Below are 24,207 nucleotides of genomic sequence, written 5' to 3'. Positions count from 1 at the left end.
GAACGTGCCAGAGATCTTGACGTACACAATGGACGAACAGGACGCCGCCACGGTCGAGGACACCCTCACCCGGCTGTCCGACGGCTGGCCGGCGGACGACTTGCGACAGTGGACCCTGCTGCGGCGGGCGATGACGACGCTGCCGGTCGGGCTCGCCGACTTCCTCTTCGAGCTGCGCCGCGACGAGTGCTCGGCGGTGGCGATGATCCGTGGCCTGCCCGTGGACGACGATGTCGTCGGGCCGACGCCCGCGCACTGGAGTGAGCGGGACGTGGGCGCAACGGTGCGGGAGGAGATTTTCCTGCTGCTGATGGCGCACTGTCTCGGCGACGTGTTCAGCTGGCGAACCCTGCAACAGGGCAGGCTGGTCCAGGACGTGCTGCCGATCCAGGGCGAGGAGCAGCAACAGAGCGGGCACGGGACGGTACAGCTCGCCTGGCACACCGAGGACGCCTTCCATCCCAACCGGTGCGACTACCTGTGCCTGCTGGCCATCCGGAACCACGACGAGGTGCCGACGACGATGGCCACGATCGACGACGTCTTCCTCGAGGAACGCCACCAGGCCGTGCTCCGCCAGCCCCGGTTCCTGATCAGGCCGGACAACGAGCATCTGCGGCACATGGCGCCGACCTCAGTGGCGGCCATCGCGCAGGACCCACCGCGTTGCGCCGTCCTTTTCGGAGCGCCCGACCGGCCGTATCTGCGGGTCGATCCGGTGTTCATGGGCACGGTGCCGGGCGACACCGAGGCGGCGGAGGCCCTGGCGGCCCTCATCGGTCAGCTCGAGGACTCGTTGCGGCCCATCGCATTGCATCCCGGTGACCTGCTGATCGTGGACAACATGCTCGCGGTGCACGGCCGCAGCGAGTTCAAGGCACGCCACGACGGCACCGATCGGTGGCTCAAGAAGGCGATCGTGACGAGGGATCTGCGTGCCTCCCGGCATCTCCGCCATTCCGTGGCCTCCCGGGTACTGCACTGAGTTTCGCGAACAGGACGGTGGCGATCAGCATGCTGATCCATGTCAACGGCACGGACCACGAGGTCGCGCCGGGGGACTGGGAGACTCTCGCGGAGCTGCTGCGGGACCGGCTCGGACTGACCGGTACCAAGGTGATCTGCGGTACGGGCGCGTGTGGAGCGTGTGCCGTGTCGGTGGACGGGAAGGTGCGGGCCGCCTGTCTGGTCCGTGCCGCTTCCGTTGCCGGCAAACAGGTCCGTACCATCGAGGGAGTCGCGGTCGACGGCCGGCTCAGCCCTGTTCAGCGAGCCCTGGTCGAGGCCGACGCGATCCAGTGCGGCTACTGCACTCCCGGCATGGTGATGGCGATCGAGGCCGCGTGCGGTCGCGGACGCGGCGAGCCGTCCACCGCCGATGCCGGGATCGCCGCCCGGCTGGCGGGCAATCTCTGCCGCTGCGGAACCTATCCGAGGATCATGGCCGCCCTGCGGGCCGACGCGGGCGGTGGATCGTCCGCCGGTCGCGTCGATGCGGTGGCCAAGGTGACCGGAGCCGCTTGCTATTCAACCGACGTCCGGTACGACGGGCAGCTTGACGGCGTGATCGTCAGATCCACTGTCCCGCACGCGATCGTCGAAAATCTCGACTTGGCGCCCGCCTTGGCATTGCCAGGTGTCCACGGGGCCATCCGGTTGCTGCCACCTGACGGTCTGATCAGGTACACCGGCCAGGAGATCGCGGCGATCGCGGCGGACGATCTGGCGACCGCCCAACGAGCGGCGGAGGCCGTGCAGCTGAGTTACCGGACTTTGGACGCCGTCATCGAATCTGCCGCGGCGCGGCAGGACGGGGCGGAGATCCTCTACAAAGGACGGTCGGACCGGCCGCCGCAGGCCGACGAGGGTTCCTTGATGCCAGTGGGGCGCCAGGGCAACGTGTGGGGGCCGGCGCGGACGGCAGGCCGTCGGCGCGCAGCGCGCAGGCGTGTCTCGGCTGCGGCTCGGCGTGCTGGAGACGTTGTCGTGCAGGGCGTTTGGCATTCGGCGAAGCAGACCCACACGGCGATGGAACCACATTCATGTGTAGCGGCGTGGCAGGGTGACCGGCTGATCGTCCACATGTCGACCCAGGCTGTCCGCCGGATGGCGCGCTACATCGCGCGTCGCTGGGAACTTCAGGAAGACCAGGTGGAGGTCCACGCCGAGTTCGTGGGCGGTGCCTTCGGCGCCAAGCAGGAGCTGTCACCGGAGACGGTCGCGGCCATCGAGCTGGCCCGGGCCTGTGGGCGGCCGACTCGGGTCGTGCTGTCCCGCCTTGAGGAGCTGAGCGTCGGCGGGTACCGGCCGGGGTCCACAGTGGAGCTGACGCTGGCCGTGGCCGCAGACCGCTCGATCACCGCGTTGACTGCCCGTGCGTGGTCGGACGCCGGTTGTGCGGTATCCACGAACGTCGCCCGGCAACTGCGCGGGGTGTACCCGAAGGCGTTGCGAGACCTGTCCGATTTCTCGGTGGTGACCAACGCCCCGCCCGGCAAGCCGTTCCGCGGTCCCGGCGGACCGCCTGCCTACTGGGCGCTGGAGCAGGCTGTGGACGAGGCGGCCGGCCGTCTGGGCGTGGATCCGGTGGAGCTGCGCCGCGGCTGGGACCGTGATCCGGTCCGGAAAGGCTTGTACGATTGGGCTGTTCAACAGACGCCTTGGGCGGAGCGGGATTCAACGTCCACTGGCAGATGGCGACGTGGTTGGGGGTTCGCGATCGCGAGCTGGCACCACTATGTACAGACCGACAGCATCGTCGATGTGTCCTGTCAGGACGGTGTGGTGACGGTGAAGGTGGCCACTCAGGACATCGGCACCGGAACCCGCACGCTGCTCGCCGACACGGTCCGCGGACTGCTTGACGTGCCCCAGGACCGGATTCGGGTGCATGTCGGGGATTCGAGGCTGCCGCGAGGCCCGTTCAGCGCCGGAAGCAGTGCGACTACATCGCTCGTGCCGGCCGCGGTCGCCGCGAGCACGGAGCTGCGGTCACAGCTGGCGGCCTTCGCGACGCGTGAATTCGGTCTGCTGGAAGTCGTTCCCGCAGCGGAGCTCCTGCGCCACCGAGGCGGTGCGTTGACCTGGGCGGATGTCCTCGACGCCGGTCCCAGCCTGTCCGTCCGGGGACGGCGCCCGCGCGACCGGGGCGGGTACCGGTTCCCCAGCTTCCTCCTGCGTGGCTTCGCGATCGGACGCGCGACCCCGTCCGCCGCGCAGGTGGTCGAGGTCCTGGTGGACACCGAACTGGGGCGTATCAAGGTGGAGCGGGTTTTCTGTGGGGTCGCGGCCGGCCGGGTCTTCACCCCCACCATGGCGGCGAGCCAGTGCCAGGGCGCGGTGATCCAGGCGCTGGGCATGGTCCTCGCCGAGGAGCAACGGGTCGATCCGGTCACCGGCCTGGTCACCACAACGGACTTCGGCGGATACGTGATCCCCCGGCTCGCCGACACACCGGACATCGCCGTGTCCTTCCTCCCCGGCGGCTTCGACCATGTGGCGCAAGGCGGCGCGGGACTGGCGGAGATCGCCGTCCTGCCGCTCGCGCCGGCCGTCGGGAACGCCGTTTTCGCGGCCACCGGGAAGCGGCCCTACTCGATGCCGATACCGCCTGCGTTCGCCCTGGGACGGACACCATGATCCACGAAGCACAGACACTGGCCGACACGGCGCACGCCGCCGAGTTCCTGGCCGGGGGCACCGATGTTCTCGTCCGCGCACGCATGGGCCGGGCTGCCGAGAGGGTGGCCGACATCGGCCAGATCGCTGGACTGGACCAGCTTGACTGGTCGCCCGGGTGTCTCCGGATCGGCGCCTTGGTCACCGTTGAGCGCCTGGCCACCGATCAAACCCTTCGATGCGAGCACCCGGCGCTGGCCCACGCGGCGGAATCGCTCGCCACGCCGATGGTGCGTTCGGTCGCGACCGTGGGAGGCAACCTCCTGCAACGTGTCCGATGTGGATACTTCCCCAAGCCGCACGTCCGGTGCTTGAAGAGTGGGGGCGATCGGTGCCACGCCCGCACGGGTGACCACACCAACGGCGTGTGCTTCGACTTGGGGCCGTGCGTAGCCCCTCATCCATCGACCCTGGCCGTCGCCCTGATCGCCCATGACGCCGAAGCGGAGATCTGGCCGCGCCGCTGTGTCCCGGTGGCCGACCTGTACTCGACCGAATGGTCACCGGACCGTGAACATCGGGTCGCTCCAGGCGAAGTGCTGACCGGTCTGTTCGTCCCCGCCGCCCCGCCCACCTCGATGACGGCGTATCTCAGGGTCGGCGCCACTCACTTCGGCGGCTGGCCCGCCGCGGAGGTCGCGGTCCGCGTCGTCGGCCGTGATCCGGTCCGGCGCGCGGTGGTGGTCGCCGGTGGTGTCGCGCCGATTCCCCTTCGCCTGCAGTCGGTGGAGGACTACCTGGTGGGCCGCCGGCTCGATATCGAGACGTGTGCACAGGCCGCCGCGACGGCCGGTTACGAGGCCACTCCGTTGCCCCGCACCGAGTACAAGGTCGAGCTGCTTCGCCGGCTGGTCCGGACCGTGCTCACCCAGCTCGTTCAGCGACCGACTGAGGAGGAGTCGTGAAGCTCGACGCCCACAGCCTGCGCGCGATGGTGCCGGCGCTGCCGCGCAGTGCGTGGCGGATCCTGACGGCCGACCTGTTCTCCAGTCTCGGCACCGGCCTGACCATGCCGTTCCTGATGATCTACCTCACCGAGGTCCGGCACTTCAGCCTGACCTTCGCCGGTCTGGTGCTGGCGTTGGAAAGCGCGGTCGGCATTCTGCTCGCCGCGCCGGTGGGTACGCTGATCGACCGGGTGGGGGCGGGCCGGGTGTTCACCCTCGCCCTCGCCGTGACCGGCGTGGCCACTGCCGGCCTCGGCTTCGCCACGCAGCCGTGGCACGCGGTCGTCGCGGTCGTGGCGCTCGGCGTCGCGAACCCGGGGATGTGGGCCGGTTTCCCGGCCCTGATCAGCGAAGTCGTGCCGGAGGACAAGCTCGGCACCGTGTTCGGCCTCAGCTACCAGGTGATGAACGTGGGGATCGGGCTCGGTGGCGTGCTCGGCGGTGTGATCATCGGAGTGGCCTCGCCGGAGTCCCTCGGTCTGCTGTTCTTCCTCGACGGTGCGACCTTCCTGGTGTTCACGGCTGTGCTGTTGATCGGCGGTGAGGGACGCCGCGGCCCGGCCCGCACCGGTCCATCCACTGTGGACTCCGAGTCCACCGGCCTCAAGTCCGGTTACCGTGCCGTGCTGAAGGACCGGGCGTTGTTGTGGGCCACCGGGATCAACAGCATTCTGGCCCTCGCCGCGTTCAGTCAGATAACCTCGGCCTTCCCGGCGTGGGCGGTCGGTCCGGGCGGCGCGCCGGCGGCCGCGGTCGGATATGCGTTCGCGGCCAACACGATCGTAGTGATCATCGCGCAACCGGTGGTGCTTCGCCTGAGCCGGGGCCGAAGGCGTACGTCGGTCACCGCCGTCGGTGCGGGTTTCTTCGCCCTCAGCTGGGTCATCGTCGTGCTGGCCGGTGCCGCCGATTCCGCTACGGTGGCGGCGATCTGCGTGATCCTCGGACTCGCGGTATTCGCTCTCGGTGAAGTCGCCTTGTCGCCGTCCCTGCCGGTCGTCGTCAACAGCATCGCCACGGATGAGCTGCGCGGCCGCTACAACACGGTTTTCCAGCTCTCCCGGCAGATCGGCGGTATCGGTGGCCCTGCCGTCGCCGGTGTCGCCATCGCCGGGCAGTTCGCGACCGCGTACATCCTTATCCTCGCCGGAGCCTGCCTGGTGGCGGCCATCGCCACGAAACACCTGCGGACCTTGCTGTCGGACAAGCACGACGGCCTGGACGGAACACCGGAGCGGCGGGACAGCGACGTCGAAGCACCTACCGCCGGTTGAGTGCGCCCTTTCCCTGACGGCTTGGGAGGTCCCTATGTCCTTGCGTCCCCCGCTGAAGATCGTCTCGCCCGAACACCTGCCGCGTGATCGCATCGACCTGCACAGTGACGGCGAGTGGCTGCGTGAGGTGGTCCGGCCGGTGCTGGACCCGTCGTCCCGCACGGATCCGTCCACCGCGATCGCGGCCGTCCGCCTTGCCCTGGACCGGATCGGCCCTGGTTCCGACGCGCCGACGACGGTGCCTGGAAGTGCCGAACAGAACGTGGTCGACGCCGTCTTCGGCATCCACCGCGTCGCCGGGCATGGCGTCGAACCTGTTGCCCGGGCGGTGCTTGCGGGCTGTCTGCGTCTGCTCGGCGAGGTACTGGAAACGGGAACCGAGATCGAGCCGTCGGCCTGGCGGCGGTTGAACTCCGGGCTGGACACCATTCTGCGGTTCCTGATCCAGGAGGACCGTGGTGGGGCGGTCGTGGCCGGTGTCGCGTCCGTGCCAGCGGACCTGCGCGCCGATGATGCCGCCATCCGCCGGTGGTTTCGAGGCCATCACGTGTTCTTCGCGATGATCCAAGGGCTGGTGGTCATCCTCAACTGCTTCACCGAGGACATGAAGCGTCGCGATTGGACGGTGGCGGGCGAGACCCTGGACCGGGCCACCACCGTCCTGTGGGGATCGGAGGCGGCCTTGCGGTTCACCGCCGACTTCCAGGCCGGGTCGTATCTGCGGGTGATCCGCCCGCTGCTGGTCCCGCCCGCCGCTCCGGGCGTGGCGAGCGGTCTGCACCTGCGCGACCACTACTACCTGATGCGGATGTTACGCACGCTGCGGCCGGTCTTCCGGTCGCTGCCACCGCAACTTGTGGACCACCATGAGGCTTTCCGCGCGGCGGTCGATGGCACTTATGCCAGCCATCGGTACATCTGCGAGCGGTTCGTCGGCGACGACCGGTCGAGTCTGCTGGCGGGGGATCGCTCGCGGCGATCGGCGGTGAGCGTGCTGGAACAGTTCCGCCGGTACCGGCTGGCCGATGTGTCGCCGTCCGCTGGTGACGAGAATGACCCTGGAGTGTACTGGCATGACTGACGATCTGGACCCGGCAGTGGACACTGTGGACCTGCTCACCCGAGTACAGCTGGCGGCTCAGGACTATCTCGCGTCCCTGCGCCACCGCCCGGTGCGTGACCTCGCCGCGGAAAAGGCACTGGCAGGCCTGGAGTTTGAGCTGCCGTCGGCCGGTCTTGGCGGGGACGCGGCGATAGACCGGATGCTGGAGATCGCGGTCCCGGGCGCGATCGCGTCCACCGGGGGACGCTTCTTCCACTTCATCGTCGGCGGATGCACGCCCGCCGCGCTCGCCGGGGACTGGATCACGTCGCTGCTCGACCAGAACGCGGGCGCGTGGGTGACCTCGCCGCTCGCGACCCGGTTGGAGACCGTTGTGCTGGCGTGGTTGAAGGATCTGTTCGGCCTGCCCGGCTGGGGCGGCGTGCTGGTGACCGGTGGGACCGCGGCGAACCTCGTGGGACTGTGCAGTGCAAGGCAATGGTGGGCCGACCGGGTCGGGATCGACGTGACCGCGCGAGGACTGCACGACACGCAACGGCTGGTCGTCGTCTCGGGTGGGTATGTCCACCCGAGTGTCCACAAAGCACTGCAGATCATGGGCCTCGGGACGGACTCGGTGCGGGTCTGTGCCAAGGATCCGGCCGGCCGGGTGGACCTGGACGCGATCGCGGAGACGCTCGCGCGGACCGGTCCCGCCGTCATCGTCGCCACCGCCGGTGACGTGAACACCGGCGACTTCGACCCGATCGACCAGCTGGCCGACCTCGCCGAGCGATATGGCGCGTGGCTGCATGTCGACGCCGCCTGTGGGGCGTTCGCGGCGCTGTCGCCGGACACGGCGCCGCTGCTGAACGGACTGGCGCGAGCGCACTCGGTCGCCGCGGACGGGCACAAGTGGCTCAACGTCCCGTACGAGAGCGGTTTCGCCTTCGTGCGGGACGGCGACCTGCTGCGGGCGTCGTTCCAGGCCCCGGATGCCGGTTACCTGAAGGGATCCACGGATCCGCACACCAATTTCGGCTCCCTGGGGCCGGAGGGGTCCAGGCGCGCGCGGGCCCTGCCGATCTGGGCCACTTTGGCCGCGTACGGCCGGGACGGCTACCGCCGGATGGTGGAGCGGCATCTGGAACTCGCGCGGTACTTGGGCGAGCGGGTCCAGCAAGCCCCGGACATGGAGCTGCTCGCGGACGTGACCCTCAACATCGTGTGCTTCCGCTTCCGGCCGGCGGGGCTGTCCGAGTCGGCGCTCAACGGGATCAACGCCGCGCTCGGCATCGCGTTGCTGAGTGACGGCAGGGTGTATGCGGGAACCACGACCTACTGCGGCCGCACGGCTTTGCGGCCCAGCATTGTCAGCTGGCGGACGACCAAGGACGACATCGACCTGTTCCTAGACGTGGTCCGGGAGCTGGCGGACGAGTTGATGGGCTGACCGGGTCAGCGGACCACACTCAGCTCCAGGCCGTACTCGTCCACCGGCAACGGCACGCTGATCTCGAAGCCCGGCCCGCGGACGAGGTCGAGGTACGGCGCGACCTGCTCGGCGAAGGCCGGGTAACGGGTGTCATGGGCGAGCACGACGCCACGAGGCGCGAGACAGGCCTGCCAGGCAACGAGAAGATCGTGGTAGACGGCTTTCCGGCGGTGCGGGTCGTCGGCGTCGACGAGCAGCAGCTGCCACGGCTTGATGGCGGGGATGGGGTTGCGTGCGTCCCTTGTCTCGAAGGTCGCGCCGGGGGTGAACCCGGCGGCCTCGAAGTTCTGCCGGGCCGCCGCCGCCGCGCCCTCGTCGATCTCGATGCCGATCGCGAGATCACCGTCGTAGCAGCGGTATGGGCCGAACCCGGGGCCGGCGAGGTAGGCGAACAGGTTGCCCACGTAGGTGCCCAGTCCCGCGAGCCGGGCGGGCTGTGTGCAGGCGGCCACGCCGAACAGGACTCTCGCGGCGACGGGGGACAATGACGTCGCGGGGATCCGGAAGTTCTCCCGGATGCTGGCGTGGGTGCGTGCGAACAGGTCCCACAGGTCGTCCGGAGGGGGCGGCAGCACACCGCCGTGGACGCAAACATCGAGCATGTCCTGCGCGATGCGGTCCGCCGCGTTCTCGTCAACGGCTTGGGCGGTCACAGCGTCTTCAACCGATCGGTCCAGAACGGGGTGATGGCGCGGCCGTCGATATCGGTCACGCCGTATTCGCGGGCGACGTCGATCACTGTCATCGTTTTCCCGGTGTGCCGGATCACGCCGGGATCGGACGCCAGGGCCGCGATCGCGCGGCCGACGAATTCCGGCGATTCCGTGCGGTCCGCCTCGGCGGGGGTCAAGTCCATGCTTTCCGTCCTCATCCAGCCGGGGGACAACGCTATCGCGGTGACGCCGTAGGGGCGCAAATCGTGGGCGATGCCGAATGCCATTCTGTTGATCGCCGTCTTGATGACGTCGTAGAAAAGATGGCGATGATACGATTTCCCGATCGCCCACGTCGTGAGGACCACGAGGCCACTTCCGCCCTCGCGAAGCAGCGGCGTGCCTTCGAGGACCGTGGTGAGGTGGGATTCCAGGCCGGCGTTGAGCATGAGTGACCAGTGCTTCGGGTCCAGCTCCCAGTACGGTTTCGACTCGACGTCGATCTCGTAGCCGCCCCACGCGTTCACGACGAGGACGTCCAGCCGGCCATGATCACGCCGGACCCGGTCGAAAAGCGCCGAAGTCTGCGCCCGGTCGACGTGATCGCACTGCACCGGTATGCCTTTGCCGCCACCGCGCGCGTCCACCAACTGAGCGGTTTCCTCAATGGTTTCCGGCCGCCCGGTCGGGGACCCGCTGTGGCGGCTTGTCCGGCCCGTCAGGTACACATCCGCGCCGGCCTCGCCTAACGCCAACGAGATTCCCCGTCCGGCGCCCCGGCTGGCACCGGTCACTACCGCGACTTTGTCCGCAAGTATAGGCAAGCCGACTCCTGCTGGTCGTTTGTAGTACGGCATTCTGCTCACAAGCAGCGATGACTGGCAACGGGCGGGCAGACAAATCCCGCGCGCTGCCAGACCTCCAGCCGGTACCGTGTGAGCGCGCCATGCGGAAGCCTTGGCGCGTGGGTGAACTCGAACCGCAGCGGCTTGTCGTGAGAAGAGCGTCCGGTGCCTGAGCGTGCGATGTATGTCGTCATGGACGACGACGGCTGGCTGCGTTTCACCAGCCGGTGGCGTGCCCCGAAACTGGACCTGGATCTCATCGGCGGTCCGGTCGCCGCGCTCCAGCGGATCCGCGACCAGGAGAAGACCTACCGCTGGTACAACGACACCTGGTGCGAGGCCGCCGCCTTGATCGACCAGCCGAACAAGATCCTGTTCTTCTTCACGAGACACTGCGAGGATTACGCGCACCGGGCCGCCGTGCTCTCGACCCTGGGCCTCACCTGGCCGGCCTGGGATGTGCGCTGGGCCTACGACGGCATTGCCGACATCCGCGCCTACCTGGGCCTCGAGTACAGCGAGGCGCCCACCGGCCACGCGTTCATCGAGCCGAGTCCCGCCGAGGGCGGCATGGACCAGTTGGTGAGCGTGACCCGCGAAGACGGCACGACCGACGCGTACGGCTTGGAACTGCCCGTCACCGAGATGCTCACCTGCGGCCCGGACTGCGCCGACCTGCTGCCGGCGAGCGCCAAGGTCACCGCCTGCGAGTGGATGCCCAGGTCGGGCGTGCACATCGACCACAGCGCCAAGACCATCGGCGTCTGGACCATCGATTCGTTGAGCGGCCTCGCGGACGCGGTGGCCTGGCCGGGCTGGAAGGTCGAGATGTGGGCGGACCGGTACACCGAGCAACTCGACCGGTGCGGGGTGACCGTGCCGGACTGGAGCCTCGCGGACGGCCTGCGCACCCTCGCCGCCCGGGTCCGCAACGGAACCGACCTGCACCATTCCGAACCCCGCTGAACCGGGCGGCGGCTGACCAAGGCCCGAGGCGGCGGAATCGCCCTGGCGAACGTGAAAGCCTCGGCCACGGCGGGTTATCGTCCGGATCATGGTCGTGATTCGCTGCCAGTGGGCGGCTGGTTTTGTACGAGTGTCGGCTTGAGCTGGCTCGGATTCTGCTGGCCGATCATGATCGGGATCTGGTTGCGACCGCGAGCGTGGCTTCGACCCTCGCCGGACCACATCTGGATGTCGCCCGACCGAGCATGAGCCTCGGACCTCAGCCGACGTGATGCGCAGATCGCCGCCACCGGCGATTTGCGCATCACGGTTGTACTGATCGTTACTGCCGGATGCTGGCAGGAATCGAGCGTATGGCGAGCGACTGGAACAGCGGGCGCGAGCCACCCGTTTTGAACGGCGATCCGGGGGCCTCCTTCAGCCTGCCGCCGGATCCGATCGCGAACGCGTGCACCAGGCTCTTGTCCTGGACGTTGGCGAACACGTCCCGGCCGTCCGGTGTGATGGCGACCGACGAGGTGCCGAAAGAGGGGACGGGGGAGTCGGCGGCCGGCGTGAGCGAGCCGTCCGCGCGGATCGTGAAGCCGTACAGACCGCCGAGGGGCGCGTCGGTGTCGAAGTTGGCGCAGACGTACAGGTGCTGCCCGTCGGGCGTGACCTTGAGACCTACCGCGTCCGGCACGAAGGGCCGCAACCCGGGTACGGGCGTCAGCGAGCCATCCTTGCCGACCCGCAGCCCCCACACGTTCTGCGCGACGTTCGAGGTCGCGTACAGCAGGCCGCCGTCCGGACTCATCGTGATCCCGTAGCTGGCCGGTCCGACCTTCGCCACGTCCCGCCCGGGTTCCTCGAGCGAGCCGTCCGGCAGCACGGCGAATCTGGTGATGACCCGCGGCGGGCTTTCTTCAGTCTCCTCCGCGTCCGCGTACGACAGGTAGAGGAAGCGCCCGTCCGGGGACAGCACCGTCTGCTTCGGATGGTCCGAGTTGGTTTCGAATGCCCTGCGGGGGCCGGGCGTCCCGTCGAGGCCGATGTGGTACGCCGAAATGGTCCCGTTGCCTGTCCCGTCGCCGGTCTCAGTGACGTACAGGGTGCGGCCGTCGGCCGAAAGCGTTGCCCCCCACGGCTCCTTCCCGGTGTCGAGGATGAGCGGGTTCGGCTGCAGCGCGCCCCGCGCTGCCACTCGGAACACCGCCAGCGTGCTCGAGTCGCTGTTGACGACGTACACGGTGGCGCCGTTCGGGGCGACGGCGATGCCTCGTGGGGTGCAGCCGGGGCCTGTGCGCTCCGGGGTGCAGCCGCCGGTGGACACGGGCGGGCCCAGGAGCGTCAGTTCGCCTTTCGGGCCGATCGCCATGGACGAGACGTCACCGGAGTCCGCGTTGGTGACGTAGAGCACGCCGGAGGGTGGCAACACCGGGTCTGCGGCGGCCTGGGTCGGGGCGAGCGCCGGGACGCAGAGCAACGCGGCGGCCAGGACGGCAGGACCCGCTCTCATGAATACGGATGACACGAGTCTCTCCTTCACTCCTTGAGGCTGATTTGATGACACCCTCATGGGCGTGCCGTCCCGTGCCATACCGTTCCCATGGGCTGGAGCTGGCGGGCAAATCGATGAGAAGAACAGCCCGACAAACCGCCGAGAAACCGATGACAGGCCCAGGTCAGCCGCACGGCGGACGACAAGACCACCGAGAAACCTACAAACGCCATCGGTGGCGACGTGTTCTGGGACACCAGCGCGGGACCTGACACCGGGTTCGCGTGCGGCGGCGACGGCGGCGACAGCCTGACGCTACCCGCCGATTACACCCTCCCGCCCAGCTTCACCCCCGGTGGCCTGCGCTTGCCGAAAACCTCGTCCGTGCTGGTCAGGGCCTGTCCGCGTCTGTATCAGTTCCGTCGGCCCTCCAGGCCAGAGTCGCCATGGCGAAGGATGATCGGCCGTGCTGCGCGACCCGCGACACGCGAGGCCAGGAGATTGACGCAGCGTTGCGCTTGCCGGAAATGTGCAGCGACCCCACGGTCAGAACCACGGGGATCGAAGATGTCGGACTGAGGACGTCTATTTGGCCATCAGCGAGGGCTTTTCCATGGCCATCCGGTCGTCAAGCGAAAAGTCATCGCTGCACGTCAAGCTGCATGATGGTGCTTGTTGATCAGTCCATGAGGACGTTTGGTCGATGAGGCCATCGGGTTGACGTTTCCTTGGCCGACGTCATGCAGGAGCAAGGTTGTTGTCTCCAGGTTGCTTCGGCGGACTGGAGGGTGGTTGTGGCGGACAGACTGGTCGAGCCTGATGACGGTGTCCTTGTTCGGTGGTCGAAGACTGCTCGTCGGCGTGCGCGATCCGTGCGGGCGCACGGCAGGGGAGGGTTGAGGTTTGCGTTTCTGGGCGCACGTCCACAGTGGACTATCAGGATCCGGTGTCGTCGTTGGCGTGGCAGCGCGAGGCTGCTGAGTGTGTGATTGCTGGTCGCGGGCGGATTGTGGCGGAGTTCTTTGACGTAGGGCATTCGCATCGACGGCCATGGCATGATCGTCCTCAGGCGCGAGCGTTGCTGGAGGCCGTGCGAGCACCCGATCGTGGGTTTGACGCGATTGTGGTGGGGGAGTATGAGCGGGCGTTCGCCGGGGACGAGTTCGAGCGGTTGGCTCCGTTGTTCGAGCGACATGGGGTGGAGATTTGGCTGCCGGAGACGAACGGTCCGGTAGAAGCGGGAAGTGTGTTGCACCGGGCATTGGTGACGGTGTTGGGTGCGCAGTCGCAGCGGGCGGTGTTGCGGGCTCGGCATCGTGTGCTAGGTGCGATGCGAGTGCAGGTGGTGGAGCAGGGGCGGTATCTGGGTGGACGTCCGCCGTATGGGTATCGGTTGGTGGATGCGGGGCCGCATCCGAATCGCGCGACAGCCCGGTGGGGTCGGCGGCTGCATCGGCTGGCGCCGGATCCGGTGGCAGCGCGCCATGTGCGGTGGATGTTCGAGCAACGGTTGGCGGGTCGGAGCATGGCGGGTATTGCGCGCGAGTTGAACGAGCGTGGTGTGCCGTGTCCGTCCGATGTGGACAGGAAGCGGAATCGTCATCGATCGGGGGAAGGGTGGACGTTGGGGTCGGTGGCCAGCATCCTGGCCAACCCCCGGTACACCGGGCGGCAGGTGTGGAACCGGCAAACGACGGATCACAACCATCACACACCGGCTGGGCAGCGACGCCCGGTCTATCGGTGGAATGCTCCACAAGACTGGGTCTTCTCGAAGAAGATCGTGCACGCCGTGTTGGTCAGTGAGGAGGACTTCCTTGCTGTGCAGTCGATGCGGGCTGCTCGGCCAACCGGTGGGGGAGGTGTGCGGCGGTATCAGCTGTCCGGTTTGGTGCGCTGTGGGGTGTGCGGGCGTCGGATGGACTTGCACTGGGTGCATGGCCGTGCCGGGTATCGATGCCGGCACGACCAGAACAGTTGTAAGCAGCGACTGCCGGACGCCTCGAAGATCCTCTATGTCCGTGAGGATGTGCTGGTCGCCAGGATCGCCGCCGCGCTTGCTGATCAGGGCGTGACCGAAACGCTATCGCCAGGGGGTCTGCTGCACGAGTAGGTGACAGTGGTAGTCACGCAGCCTGGCTGGCTGGCGTGGTCATGATTACTTCGTACTCGATCGGGGTCAACCGGCCGAGGGCAGCCTGGCGCCTGTGACGGTGGTAGGTGCGCTCGATCCAGGTCACGATCGCGGTCCGCAGTTTCTCGCGAGTGGTCCAGGTACGCCGGTCGAGAACATTGTTCTGCAGCAACGCGAAGAAGCTCTCCATGGCCGCGTTGTCGCCCGCGGCGCCGACCCGGCCCATCGACCCGGTCAAGCCGTGGCGTGCAAGGGCACGGACGAATTTCCTGGAGCGAAATTGCGATCCGCGGTCGGTGTGGACCACGCAACCGGCGATCTCGTCGCGTCTCGCGACGGCGTTGGTGAGCGCGGCGACGGCGAGACGGGATTTCATCCGGGAGTCAATGGAGTAGCCCACGATCCGGTTGGAATAGACGTCCTTGACCGCGCAGAGATACAGTTTCCCTTCTGTGGTGCGGTGTTCGGTGATGTCGGCCAGCCACAGCCGGTCCGGCGCGGTGGCGGTGAAGTCGCGGCGAACCAGGTCGTCGTGGACCGGGGGGCCGGCCTTCTTGCCGTTGCGGCCGCGTTTCTTGCCGAACGCGCTCCACCAGCCCATGGACGAGCAGATCCGCCACGCGGTCCGATCCGCCATCGACACGCCGGCGTCGCGGGCCTCGTCGGCCAGCAACCGGTAGCCGAACTCCGGATCGTCGCGGCGCGCGTCGAACAACGCATTCGCCCGATACGCCCGCTCGAGCTCGGTGGCGGTGACCGGCCGGGCACGCCACCGGTAGTACGGCTGTCGAGCGATGTTCAACACTCGGCACGTCACCGCGATCGGAACACCGTCCGCAGCGAGCTCGGTCACGAGCGGGTAGAGCCTTTTCCCGGCAGGTTCGCCTGCGACAGATACGCCGCCGCCCGGCGCAGCACCTCGTTCTCCTGCTCCAGCAACTTGATCCGCTTACGCGCCTCACGCAGTTCCGCCGACTCGGCTCGGCTTGCACCGGGCTTGGCGCCTTCGTCGATCTCGGCCTGGCGCAGCCACTTGAACAACGTCATCGGGTGCACCCCGAAGTCCTTGGCGATCTGCTCGACCGTTACACCGGGCTCACGGTCACGAGCGACCCGCACGACATCGTCGCGGAACTCCTGAGGGTAGGGCTTGGGCACAGCGACATCCTCCCAGCTCACCATCACGGCAAGCCAACTCAGATGTCACCAATCCGTGCAGCAGACCCCCGGCTTCATCGACAATCAAATCTCGGTTTGTGTGAAGGTCGCGTGACACAGTCCACGAAGGACCATTTCGGGCGGGCGGTTGCGTGCCACAAGCCAGGACTCGAAGATGTCCGCTGCTGGCGTAGCGGCTTGCTCAATGGGTCCGAGCCACCACCACCCCTCCATGTTCTCGAGGCGCCAACGATCGCGTCCGCTGTACAGCGTGATTGGTCCGTCGCCAGAACGCTCGTAGAGCACGACTCCTTCCTGGTCGGCGAACTGCTGCCAGTGCATGTTCTCGACGATCACGTCGATTTTCTCGGGTAACGGCCAGGGAGCGAGTGCCCTGGCGTATATGGACTGCGCCAGTTCGCCGAGTTGCGGGTCAGCGGCGAATCGCAAGTCTGCCTCGGCTATGACGTGCTCGAAGTAGCGCCGGGCTTCGGCCAGCGCGGGTGTGTCATCGAGACGCATGCCAACCTCTACGCCCCCCGTCAGGCCAAGGTCGGTAAGAAAGTTGGCGGAGAACAATGCCCCCCGTGTGCCGTCGGCAATCACGCCCTTGGCGTGGTTGAGGCTGTCCGGCACGATCTCGACGCCTGCTTCGGCGAACGCACTGGCCTCCGCACGCGCGGCGTGAACGTTGTTGCGGCCGCGCAACAACATTCGTACGCGGACCCCACGGTCGATTGCCCTGCAGACCGGGTCGAACAACAGCTTGGGCTCTGCGGGCGTCTTTGGCAGGGCATGGGCCATATTGGCGATGCTGAACGTGGCCAGCATCAGGTCGGCCTGAGCATTCTCGACTGTTTCGTACAGTGCTTTCGCGATGGATCGCTGGGTCGACCGAGTCCAGATCGGTCCGTTGCCGTCCGGTTCGGCCAGTGTGATGTGGCTGGTCGTGGCCTCGCCCAGATGCCGGTCGGCCACTGTTGGAGTCTCGTGGTGTGGCGGCATGTCCCACTTGCTTTCCTGCCACAGTCGGGCGAACAGCCGCGCCAGACTGTCCACGAAGGACGGATTGGAGACTACGACGCCATTCTCGCCGACGTTGTCGAATGACCTCGTTACCAGATTGGCGCTGGAGACGAGCGCCACCTTGTCGTCAACGACGACGAACTTCGCATGCATCCCTTGGTATCCGCGGACATAAATGCCACGTTTGGTTAGCTCGCCGAAATTGCGGTACTCCGTCTGCTCGTCGATGGGAGTGGCGTCGTCGACCTTGTTGATGGCCTCGTCCAGCCCCTTGTTGTCCAGCGCCGAGAGTACATATACTCCGCCGCGCAGGCGATCGGCTGCGCGCATCAACGCTTTCCGGACTTCGGTGTCGCCCAGATAGAACGTGCCGACGAAGACCTTGTCACGAGCGGTGTCGAGCATCTGGATCAGCTCCAGCCCGATGGACGATCCGCCCCCCGCGTAGGTCCAGCAATGCCTGGTCTCAGCGTCACGATCGGCTCCGGACGCGGTGAAGGGAGTGCGCTTCTTAGCTGGGTTGCGGAGGAAGTAGCCGCCAGGGACAACCCGGTCGGCGAGGTTGATCGTACTAGTCATAGTCGAAGTCCCGGATTGTCCGCATCGCGTAGATGTGACGGTAGTGGTGGTTTGCCCACAGGCGTTGCATGACTTCGGCCTCGGTTAGGACGTCGTCGGCAAGGCCGTAACTGGAATTCGCGGCTTCGACGGCGCGAGCGACGGAATCCGGCTGCACCTTCGCCAGATCCGTCTCGCTGACGGCACGAATCGCTTGATCCAAGGCGAACACTTTACTGGCGGCATTGTCAGCGGGCACAAAGTCGGTATTTACCACGACTTCGTTGGTACTGTCCTGAATCAGCAGCGAAGCAGGCTCACTGAGTGCGATGCCGGAGTCGGACGCTGACTGCGCGGCCGCGCAGTCAAGCTCGTAGGACCAGGCCATTGGTCCTGTCCGTGATGCGGTGACGAGCCCGCCGCCCGATTGCCATGCCTCACCTGCTGAACCTGCGTGATCGAGGAGTTCTCGCCACTCTTCGGCTTGGCCGGTGGCGGCGGGAATCATGCACTTGGCGGCTCGTCTTCCGTCGCTGTCGAACACGTCGAGGATCAGCGTGGTCGCATCCTCCCGAGTGCGGACGTGTCCGCGGCACCGATACGCCGGACACCAGTCAGACACGATGTCATCCCCGGCATCATCGGCCACATCAACGAGTTCCATGCCTGCGGGCAAACCGGCGACATCACCGGCGCTGATGCGATCACGGATCAGCTGCGCCCGGCTTTGCCCGCCGATGAACGTCGGGAGGGGCGCCGGATCGGTCTTCCTGACTTTGTGCAGATGCGGTGGATCCGGCCGATGACCGGGGGCGAACGCCACCATGTCGTCGGTGTAGGGCAGATAGAGAAAAGTCAGGGATGTCGGGCGTCGTTCGGCGACGCTGCGGCGGTCAAGTGCCTGCCGGGCATTGAACTCGTTTGCGTAATAGTCCAATCCGTCCACTCGCAGTAGGTCAAGGCCGCTGAGCCGACCGGCGATCCGGGTGATGGCGTCTCGTGGGATGCCGGTGATCTCTTCGATGTCCTCGACCCGTACCGGAGCGATGGCCAGCGCGGCCTCCACCACGAAGCGGTCGACAACGGTGAGTTCCTCGTAGACCAGGTGAATCACCGGAACGGACGGCCACAGCAGCATCGGCACGATGGCGTCCGACACCACCACGCTCGCTCCCCGTGGCACGGGAACTGGGGGAGTCCATGTGTACCCGATCAACCGAACCGCCGGATCAGCTGGAAGTTATCATCGGTCTTGAACAGTTCGAACAGGTTGGCGTAGAAGGCTTTCGCCTGGTCGGTCGCGCGTAGCCGGCGGAGTGTCCGGCCGTGGCCGACGAGCACGAGCGCACGGCGGGCGCGTGTGCACGCGACGTTGAGGCGCCGGAGATCCTGCAGCCATTGGCCGTAGTTCGGCCCGAATCCGTCAATACTGGCGCGGGTGAAGCTGAGCATGACGAGGTCGCTCTGCTGGCCCTGGATCCGGTCGATGACGTCGATCACCTCCCACTGCAGCATCGGCAGTTTCATCGCGAGCAGGCGCCCTTCCAGCGCCCTGGCCTGGGCTTGGTAGAACGCCAGGACGCTGACCGTGATCGGAGACCGGAGCGAGTTGTTGAATATCCGGCACGCCTCCACGATCCAGTCCTGCTCCCGCTTGTTGGTGAAGCCATGCCCGGCTTCCGATTCGCCGGCGTCCTCGTAGTGGCTGGTGTCGAGCAGCGTCGCCGGGCGCTCGAAGATGGCAGGCAGGACAAGCGGCGTGACGCCGGCCGCAGCCAAGTCGCCGTCCGGTGGCGACTTGTATTGCCCGTCATAGATCGGTTCGTTCACGATGCGCGCCAGTGGCGAGATCATCCTGCGCTGCCACACCAATTGCTGCCGCAGTTGCTCTCGGCACGATGTCACAACACGTTCGAACAGACTCTGCACGAGGTAACGGCGCATCGCCCGCAAGAGCAGTTGGTCGTTGTCACCGTCGCCACCTTTGGCCTGGCTGAATCGCTGATAGGTTTCGGTAAACCGGGCGCGGAAGATCGACAGCCACTGACCGGAGGACTCGAGGTCCCTCGCGAATTCCAGCACTGACCGCTGCCGGAAGCGCCGCTCCTTTTCGTCTTCTTCCCAGATCTTAGCCAAATGGCCAACTGCGTCCTCCATTGTTTCCGCCGCGCCGCGGTCAACTCGGTTCAGCGCGATCAGAGCGTGCAGGAAATGTTCGTCCTCTTGGTCGACGTAAGGTGGGAGTTGATGTTCGTCGCCGACCAGGACCCATCGCCGTGCCTTGATCGCACCGATCAGGAATTCGCTCTCGGTGACCCGGCTGGCCTCGTCGACAATCAACGTGTCGTAGTCGGTGTGCCGGACAATCTGGCTGCCCCAACCGACAATGCCTTTCGTTGTCGCGCACACCAGGTTGGTGGCGCGGATCAGCGAATGCTTGATGTCCTCAGCGAACTGCTCGTCCGAGCGGTCGGCCACCAGTTCCCGCCATCGCGCGTCGAGGCCGGGCAGCCAGTCCAGCACATGGCGGCGTCGCTGCAGGCGCTTCTGCTCGGCGGCAGGGTCCGCGACGCCAAGTTGTCCGACAAGCCTGTCGCGCCGTTTGATCACTGCCTCAAGCTCAGCCCGGCGACGCGTCAGATCCCTCTGCGCGGCGTCGGATTCAGCGGTGAATCGCTCGATCTCCGCGCCTGCCCAGATCTTCGCGTCATCGAGCCGTGCCGCGGCTTCGTCGTGGCGCTCCGCTGCGGTCGTCTGTCCTTGGGCACGACGATTCTGCTCAGTTGCTGCATCCGATAATCGAGCAACCTGGCTGCGGACGACTTCTTCCACGTTGCCGGAGAACCATGGGCCTGGTCTCCATATCGTCGAGCGGGCCGAGCGTTTCGAAACAACCGAATCGATGAAGTCGTACAGCGCCTGCCCAGCTAGGCGTACCAGCTCAGGATCAGTGGTGACCAGGGCGGCCGACGCACCGATCTCTGCCAACGCACTTTCGAACTCGCGCAACACGCTGCGGTACCGGCGCTCCGCACGTTCCCGTACGGTCGCATGGGATTCTCGTGTGTGCTGCAAGGTACGTTTCTCTTGCACGCCAGAGCGAGCGAGCCGGTCGTGTTCAGAGACCGCAACACGCCAACGGTTCTGCTGCTCCATCAGTACCGCGGTCCACTGCGTTGCGGCCTGCTCAGCCTGTACCAGGGTTCGTCGCCACCGTGCCACCTTCCCTAGGCCGAGTCGCTCGGCGAAGCGACCGAGCCCGGTCTGTTGTTCCAGTGCTTGGTGAAATCCTGTCTGAACGTCAGTCAGGTACTGCCTGGCTTGGTTCGTGCCTTGATATACCTGAGCCGTTGTGCGTTCGGCTGCTGCTTTGGTTTCCTCTGCCTGCCGCATTCGGGCACCGTGATTGGCCGACCATGCATGCAGCGCGTTGTCTGCGTTCTGTACGTCCCGCCGCGCGTCGGCTACACCTTGCGCTGAGGCAGCCAGCTCGCGGCCCGCGTCCCGAAGCCGAACCAACCCAGGGCCGAACTCGGCACGCACGTCGGCGTGAGCTCGTGTGGCGTCATCGGCGAGCGTGGTCGCGTCATCTCGTTCTCCGAGACGCTCGGCCAGTTCGGCCTCGAGGTGCGCGATCTCGGTCTCGGCCGCGACCTCCCGGGTGTGAAGTCGTTCGGCTGCACCGGTTCCTGCCTGCGCGGCCGCACGAACTGCGGCGATCGCGACTTCGCCGAGCTCCAGCACCACGTCGAGTTCAGCGAACTCTGCTAGTCGCGTTTGGACAGTACTGGCTTCGCGTGCCCAGCGGGCGACCTGGCCATGATCGGACGGGCGCGCGATCCGGCCGGCCAGCTCGATGCCGACGTTGGCCGGCAGAAAGGCGTGTATGTCCTCATCGACTTGGTCATCGCTCCAGGTGATCCGCAATGGCCGCAGCCCTGGTTTTCGCCCGACACGGCCGAGGACCTCGTCCACCGCGACATGCGTTGGCGCCAGCAGCAGCACACGCTCGCCTCGCCCGACGAGCTGGCGGACGACCTCGCAGATCACCTCGGTCTTGCCGGTGCCAGGAGGGCCCTGGATGACAAAAGCATGCGGACTGCGTACCGCACCAGTGACCGCTTTGCGCTGCTCTTCGTTGAGGACTGGTGACCCAGGATCGTCGTCGCAGTAGAACACCAACGGCGGCGCCGAACTCGCCGGGAGCACCAAATCCTGCGGCTGGCACAACAGACGGGCCAAGTCGTCCCACGAACCTTCGATCTCGCCGGCCCGGAACTTCGTCAGAGCATCGGCGTTCTGCCGCATTCCGAACGGCCGAACGATCGAGACGGAAACCTCCTCGCCTGCTTCGAGCACCCAGCCACGCGGCTCGACGATCTCCAGGCGGTCGCCCCGAGCCGATGCGACTGACGTGTTGTATCGCTGATCGTCACCGCGTACGAGTTGCACTCGCTTGTTCCGGAAAAGGCTTACGTCACCAGAGCTGGATTCAACGACGATGCATGGACGGCCATTACGCCGCCTGCCTCGTTCTGGCAGCACAATGCCGGAGATGGTGTCCTCGGTCTTCTTCTCCGGCCGCTGCTCGAGAACAGCGACCAGAGTTTCCAGCTCGCCATACTCTCGCAACACACTCCGTTGCAGCTGACCGTGCGAGCGTAACTCGGTTTGTTCCTGCCTCCTGCGGTGGCCATTGTTGTTCAGTCGTCGTTCACGCTCGCGCAGAGCACGCTCGATCTCGCCGAGATCACAAGGACTTTCCGCTTGGTGGCGGCGCAGTATCTCGAAGGACACCGCGCTCGGCAGAATCCTGCCGTGCCGCGGAACTGACCGGGATTCGTCGATGTTGAGGACATTGGCGAAGAGCTCGCCGGTGGTGTTGCCTGGTCTGTTTTGGACTCGTAACTCGAACTCGGTGCCGCCCAGCCGGAACTGGTCCCGGCGGAATCGGTCACGAGTCAGCCAGGCGCCAGCCAGCAGGTCGTTTTCGACTTCGCGCAACGGTCGCCGGTCGGGCAGTGTTAGCGTCCGCGGGTTGTAGCTCAGAACAAGTTCGCCAATGGGAAGGGTGCGCAGCTGATCAGCCCAGTCGTCCGGCGGTGTGACGGGCATCGGGCTACGCCTCGGACACGAACTGCAGCGTCTCGATCCGGTCGTCGACGTTCTCAGCGGGTTCGTGTAGCCGCCAGTACGCGCGCAGGTTCAGCAGTGCGCGTTTCCTCAAGTCATCGCATTGTTGCCGGTTCACTGACTCCTCGCCGTGCGCCAGCACGGACCGGTTCCTGGCGTCGACGAGGTTTCGCACGTAGCCGACGCCTTTCAGATCGGTGATCTTGGCTGCAGAGAGCATTTCGTCACCGATCACGTGCAACAGAATCATCGCGTCGACTAGTGCGACCTTCCACGGCAGGACCGCTTGCCGGTCGACAGCGAAGATTTTTGCCGCTACATCCGTGAAGCGGCGGCCAAGCTGGTTCACATCCTCATCCGGGCCGATCAGCAGTGTGTAGTCAGGATGCTCGAGATCGAAGCCTTGATACTGGCGCCGCATCCGCTCGGAGAAGCTCTTCTCAATCGTGCGGTAGAAGAGCAATGCGGCGAAGTCGTACCGGTCCAGCCGCAGATAATGCTCGCCGAGCAGGAAGAAGTTCAGCAGTGACGCGGAGCCGTCCCTGGTCACCAGCGCCTCGACGAAATCAAGCTGTTCGGTCAGGCGCCGTTTGGTCTCGGGCCGTACCTGCGAACGTGGATCGGAAAGCCGCTCGCGCACCCGGCTGGCGACTTGTCCGACGCTGTTCGCGTCCAGATCACACCAGGCCTGGTAGAACGCGGCGAGATCGCCCAGGAACCGGGCCCGGGCCGGTTCCGACATCGACTCGCTGAGCTGCCCGAACCGCGCGGTGGCGCCGGAGTACGCGCCGGAGCGGAACATCGCCAGCGCGGACTCCATCTCCTTGTCCCCGAACAACGCGGTCGGGTTCGGCAGAATGCACAGCCGCTCTGTGCCCGGCAGTGCCTGACGCATCTCAGGGTCGTAATCGCTGTCGATGTAACACATCTTCAGATCGAGCTGAGAGGCGGCGAGTGCGGCACCCGCGCTCATAACCTTCTTGCCGCCGGTAATATCGATGATCGCTTTAAGCGCCGGTCCACCAAGATGACGCGGGCCAACGGCCTTCCGCACGATCTCGTATATCCCGATCGGGTCGGCTGGCTCGCAGTACACCACCTGGATCTGCGAGAATGCCAGCCGGTCACGCAACTTCTCGTGAATCACGTCGACTTTGGTCCTAGTGTTCTCCGACGATACGACAAGCAGTCGCGTTGGCTGCAGCAACTCGAACGCGAGCAACGTTGTTTCTGGTGAGAAGCCCGACAAGCTTACCAGGAGATCAATGGCTGGCCGTTCCACCCCCGACGAGTTCTTCCGTGCCGCTACGACGACATCTGCATACAATTCAGTGAGCCGGTACTGAGTTGCCTGCGCTGCGGCTGTACCTTCGCCGTAACTCTCGAGCCCTCGGAAAATCCGCCGCATATAATCACGCTTCTGCTCAAGCGTCGCCATTGTTACACAGACCTCAATATCGTCGTGATCGTCGTCGAGGTCAGGCAGCTTAGCGGACGTGTCGGTGTTGTGGGGCTAAAACTGCATCCATACTGGCCAGTATCGCGACTACGTTCGAGAACATCGTTCTGAATGGATCACGGCATAGGGAAGCAGCTGATGCTGGCCGCGGTGTCGTCTCCGAGCGTCATGAGTGCTGAGACTCTGTCCGGACTGGTCAGCGAGCGGAGTGCTCTTGCGCGGTGTGGTGCACGGTGCGTCGATCAGGTGACAAGTAGTGATCATCTAGTGCCGCATCAAGCAACGTTGGCGTTGTAATCGCGTCGCGTGGACGTGGCGATCGTTGATGGTCCAGGCTTGGCCGCTGGAGGTGGTGGTCG

At 66.1% G+C, this 24,207-nt stretch carries 16 protein-coding genes; 8 read left to right on the top strand and 8 right to left on the bottom strand.

Annotation, left to right across the window (positions count from 1 at the left end; translation table 11 throughout):
• Positions 1-4: 4 nt before the first annotated feature.
• From gntD to AB0J95_RS50635, 6 genes are read left to right on the top strand one after another with little or no spacing between them, the layout of a single operon-like run.
• On the top strand, positions 5-985 hold the full coding sequence (gene gntD / locus AB0J95_RS50660) for a guanitoxin biosynthesis L-enduracididine beta-hydroxylase GntD (protein WP_364773900.1): 981 nt from the start codon (positions 5-7) through the stop codon (positions 983-985).
• Positions 986-1,014: 29 nt separating this feature from the next.
• Positions 1,015-3,639 (top strand): molybdopterin-dependent oxidoreductase, encoded by a 2,625-nt coding sequence (locus AB0J95_RS50655; protein WP_364773898.1) that lies wholly within the window; start codon positions 1,015-1,017, stop codon positions 3,637-3,639.
• The gene (locus AB0J95_RS50650; protein ID WP_364773896.1) at positions 3,636-4,583 is read left to right on the top strand and encodes an FAD binding domain-containing protein; all 948 of its coding nucleotides are present in this window, start codon (positions 3,636-3,638) and stop codon (positions 4,581-4,583) included. The genes AB0J95_RS50655 and AB0J95_RS50650 overlap by 4 nt, the downstream gene beginning before the upstream one ends.
• On the top strand, positions 4,580-5,899 hold the full coding sequence (locus tag AB0J95_RS50645) for an MFS transporter (protein ID WP_364773894.1): 1,320 nt from the start codon (positions 4,580-4,582) through the stop codon (positions 5,897-5,899). Before AB0J95_RS50650 ends, AB0J95_RS50645 begins: the two co-directional genes overlap by 4 nt.
• A gap of 34 nt (positions 5,900-5,933) precedes the next feature.
• Complete coding sequence (locus AB0J95_RS50640) at positions 5,934-6,980, top strand: hypothetical protein (RefSeq protein ID WP_364773892.1); 1,047 nt, start codon at positions 5,934-5,936, stop codon at positions 6,978-6,980.
• The gene (locus AB0J95_RS50635) at positions 6,973-8,394 is read left to right on the top strand and encodes an aspartate aminotransferase family protein (protein ID WP_364773891.1); all 1,422 of its coding nucleotides are present in this window, start codon (positions 6,973-6,975) and stop codon (positions 8,392-8,394) included. The genes AB0J95_RS50640 and AB0J95_RS50635 overlap by 8 nt, the downstream gene beginning before the upstream one ends.
• Positions 8,395-8,399: 5 nt before the next feature.
• Here the strand turns inward: AB0J95_RS50635 and AB0J95_RS50630 are convergent, their stop codons facing one another.
• A complete protein-coding gene (locus AB0J95_RS50630; protein ID WP_364773889.1) occupies positions 8,400-9,089 on the bottom strand; it encodes a hypothetical protein in 690 nt (229 codons plus the stop codon).
• Positions 9,086-9,883, bottom strand: coding sequence for an SDR family NAD(P)-dependent oxidoreductase (locus AB0J95_RS50625; RefSeq protein WP_364773888.1), 798 nt, complete (start codon positions 9,881-9,883; stop codon positions 9,086-9,088). Before AB0J95_RS50625 ends, AB0J95_RS50630 begins: the two co-directional genes overlap by 4 nt.
• 216 nt (positions 9,884-10,099) lie before the next feature.
• Here AB0J95_RS50625 and AB0J95_RS50620 point away from each other — a divergent pair, with 216 nt between their 5' ends.
• The gene (locus AB0J95_RS50620; RefSeq protein ID WP_364773887.1) at positions 10,100-10,900 is read left to right on the top strand and encodes a hypothetical protein; all 801 of its coding nucleotides are present in this window, start codon (positions 10,100-10,102) and stop codon (positions 10,898-10,900) included.
• A 322-nt stretch (positions 10,901-11,222) separates the two neighbouring features.
• Here the strand turns inward: AB0J95_RS50620 and AB0J95_RS50615 are convergent, their stop codons facing one another.
• Positions 11,223-12,413, bottom strand: a complete 1,191-nt coding sequence (locus AB0J95_RS50615; RefSeq protein ID WP_364773885.1) for a beta-propeller fold lactonase family protein — start codon at positions 12,411-12,413, stop codon at positions 11,223-11,225.
• 895 nt (positions 12,414-13,308) lie between these two features.
• Between AB0J95_RS50615 and AB0J95_RS50610 the strand changes: the two genes are divergently transcribed.
• Positions 13,309-14,493 (top strand): recombinase family protein, encoded by a 1,185-nt coding sequence (locus AB0J95_RS50610; protein ID WP_364773883.1) that lies wholly within the window; start codon positions 13,309-13,311, stop codon positions 14,491-14,493.
• 13 nt (positions 14,494-14,506) lie between these two features.
• Here the strand turns inward: AB0J95_RS50610 and AB0J95_RS50605 are convergent.
• The 5 genes from AB0J95_RS50605 to AB0J95_RS50585 all read right to left on the bottom strand — a co-directional run bounded on the left by AB0J95_RS50605 (position 14,507) and on the right by AB0J95_RS50585 (position 23,827).
• Positions 14,507-15,672 (bottom strand): IS3 family transposase gene (locus tag AB0J95_RS50605; RefSeq protein WP_364773881.1). Its coding sequence is split into 2 segments (ribosomal slippage): positions 14,507-15,385 and positions 15,388-15,672, totalling 1,164 coding nucleotides; the frame shifts between segments, so codons are not numbered across the junction.
• An 84-nt stretch (positions 15,673-15,756) separates the two neighbouring features.
• Complete coding sequence (locus tag AB0J95_RS50600; RefSeq protein WP_364773879.1) at positions 15,757-17,277, bottom strand: phospholipase D-like domain-containing protein; 1,521 nt, start codon at positions 17,275-17,277, stop codon at positions 15,757-15,759.
• Positions 17,270-18,421, bottom strand: coding sequence for a hypothetical protein (locus AB0J95_RS50595; protein ID WP_364773877.1), 1,152 nt, complete (start codon positions 18,419-18,421; stop codon positions 17,270-17,272). Before AB0J95_RS50595 ends, AB0J95_RS50600 begins: the two co-directional genes overlap by 8 nt.
• Positions 18,422-18,468: 47 nt before the next feature.
• Positions 18,469-22,371 carry an AAA domain-containing protein gene (locus AB0J95_RS50590; protein ID WP_364773876.1) on the bottom strand — a complete coding sequence of 1,301 codons (3,903 nt, stop codon included), beginning with the start codon at positions 22,369-22,371 and terminating at the stop codon, positions 18,469-18,471.
• Positions 22,372-22,375: 4 nt separating this feature from the next.
• On the bottom strand, positions 22,376-23,827 hold the full coding sequence (locus AB0J95_RS50585) for a hypothetical protein (RefSeq protein ID WP_364773875.1): 1,452 nt from the start codon (positions 23,825-23,827) through the stop codon (positions 22,376-22,378).
• Positions 23,828-24,207 lie beyond the last annotated feature (380 nt).

The sequence above is a fragment of the Actinocrispum sp. NPDC049592 genome, assembly GCF_040675465.1.
Lineage (GTDB): Bacteria > Actinomycetota > Actinomycetes > Mycobacteriales > Pseudonocardiaceae > Kibdelosporangium.
This window is presented reverse-complemented; position numbering and strand designations above follow the sequence as displayed.

Excerpts from the sequence above, each read along its gene's own strand:
- AB0J95_RS50655 (WP_364773898.1), top strand. The coding sequence starts at position 1,015 with ATGCTGATCCATGTCAACGGCACGGACCACGAGGTCGCGCCGGGGGAC.
- AB0J95_RS50650 (WP_364773896.1), top strand. The coding sequence starts at position 3,636 with ATGATCCACGAAGCACAGACACTGGCCGACACGGCGCACGCCGCCGAG.
- AB0J95_RS50640 (WP_364773892.1), top strand. The coding sequence starts at position 5,934 with ATGTCCTTGCGTCCCCCGCTGAAGATCGTCTCGCCCGAACACCTGCCG.
- AB0J95_RS50635 (WP_364773891.1), top strand. The coding sequence starts at position 6,973 with ATGACTGACGATCTGGACCCGGCAGTGGACACTGTGGACCTGCTCACC.
- AB0J95_RS50600 (WP_364773879.1), bottom strand. The coding sequence starts at position 17,277 with ATGACTAGTACGATCAACCTCGCCGACCGGGTTGTCCCTGGCGGCTAC.
- AB0J95_RS50590 (WP_364773876.1), bottom strand. The coding sequence starts at position 22,371 with ATGCCCGTCACACCGCCGGACGACTGGGCTGATCAGCTGCGCACCCTT.
- AB0J95_RS50585 (WP_364773875.1), bottom strand. The coding sequence starts at position 23,827 with ATGGCGACGCTTGAGCAGAAGCGTGATTATATGCGGCGGATTTTCCGA.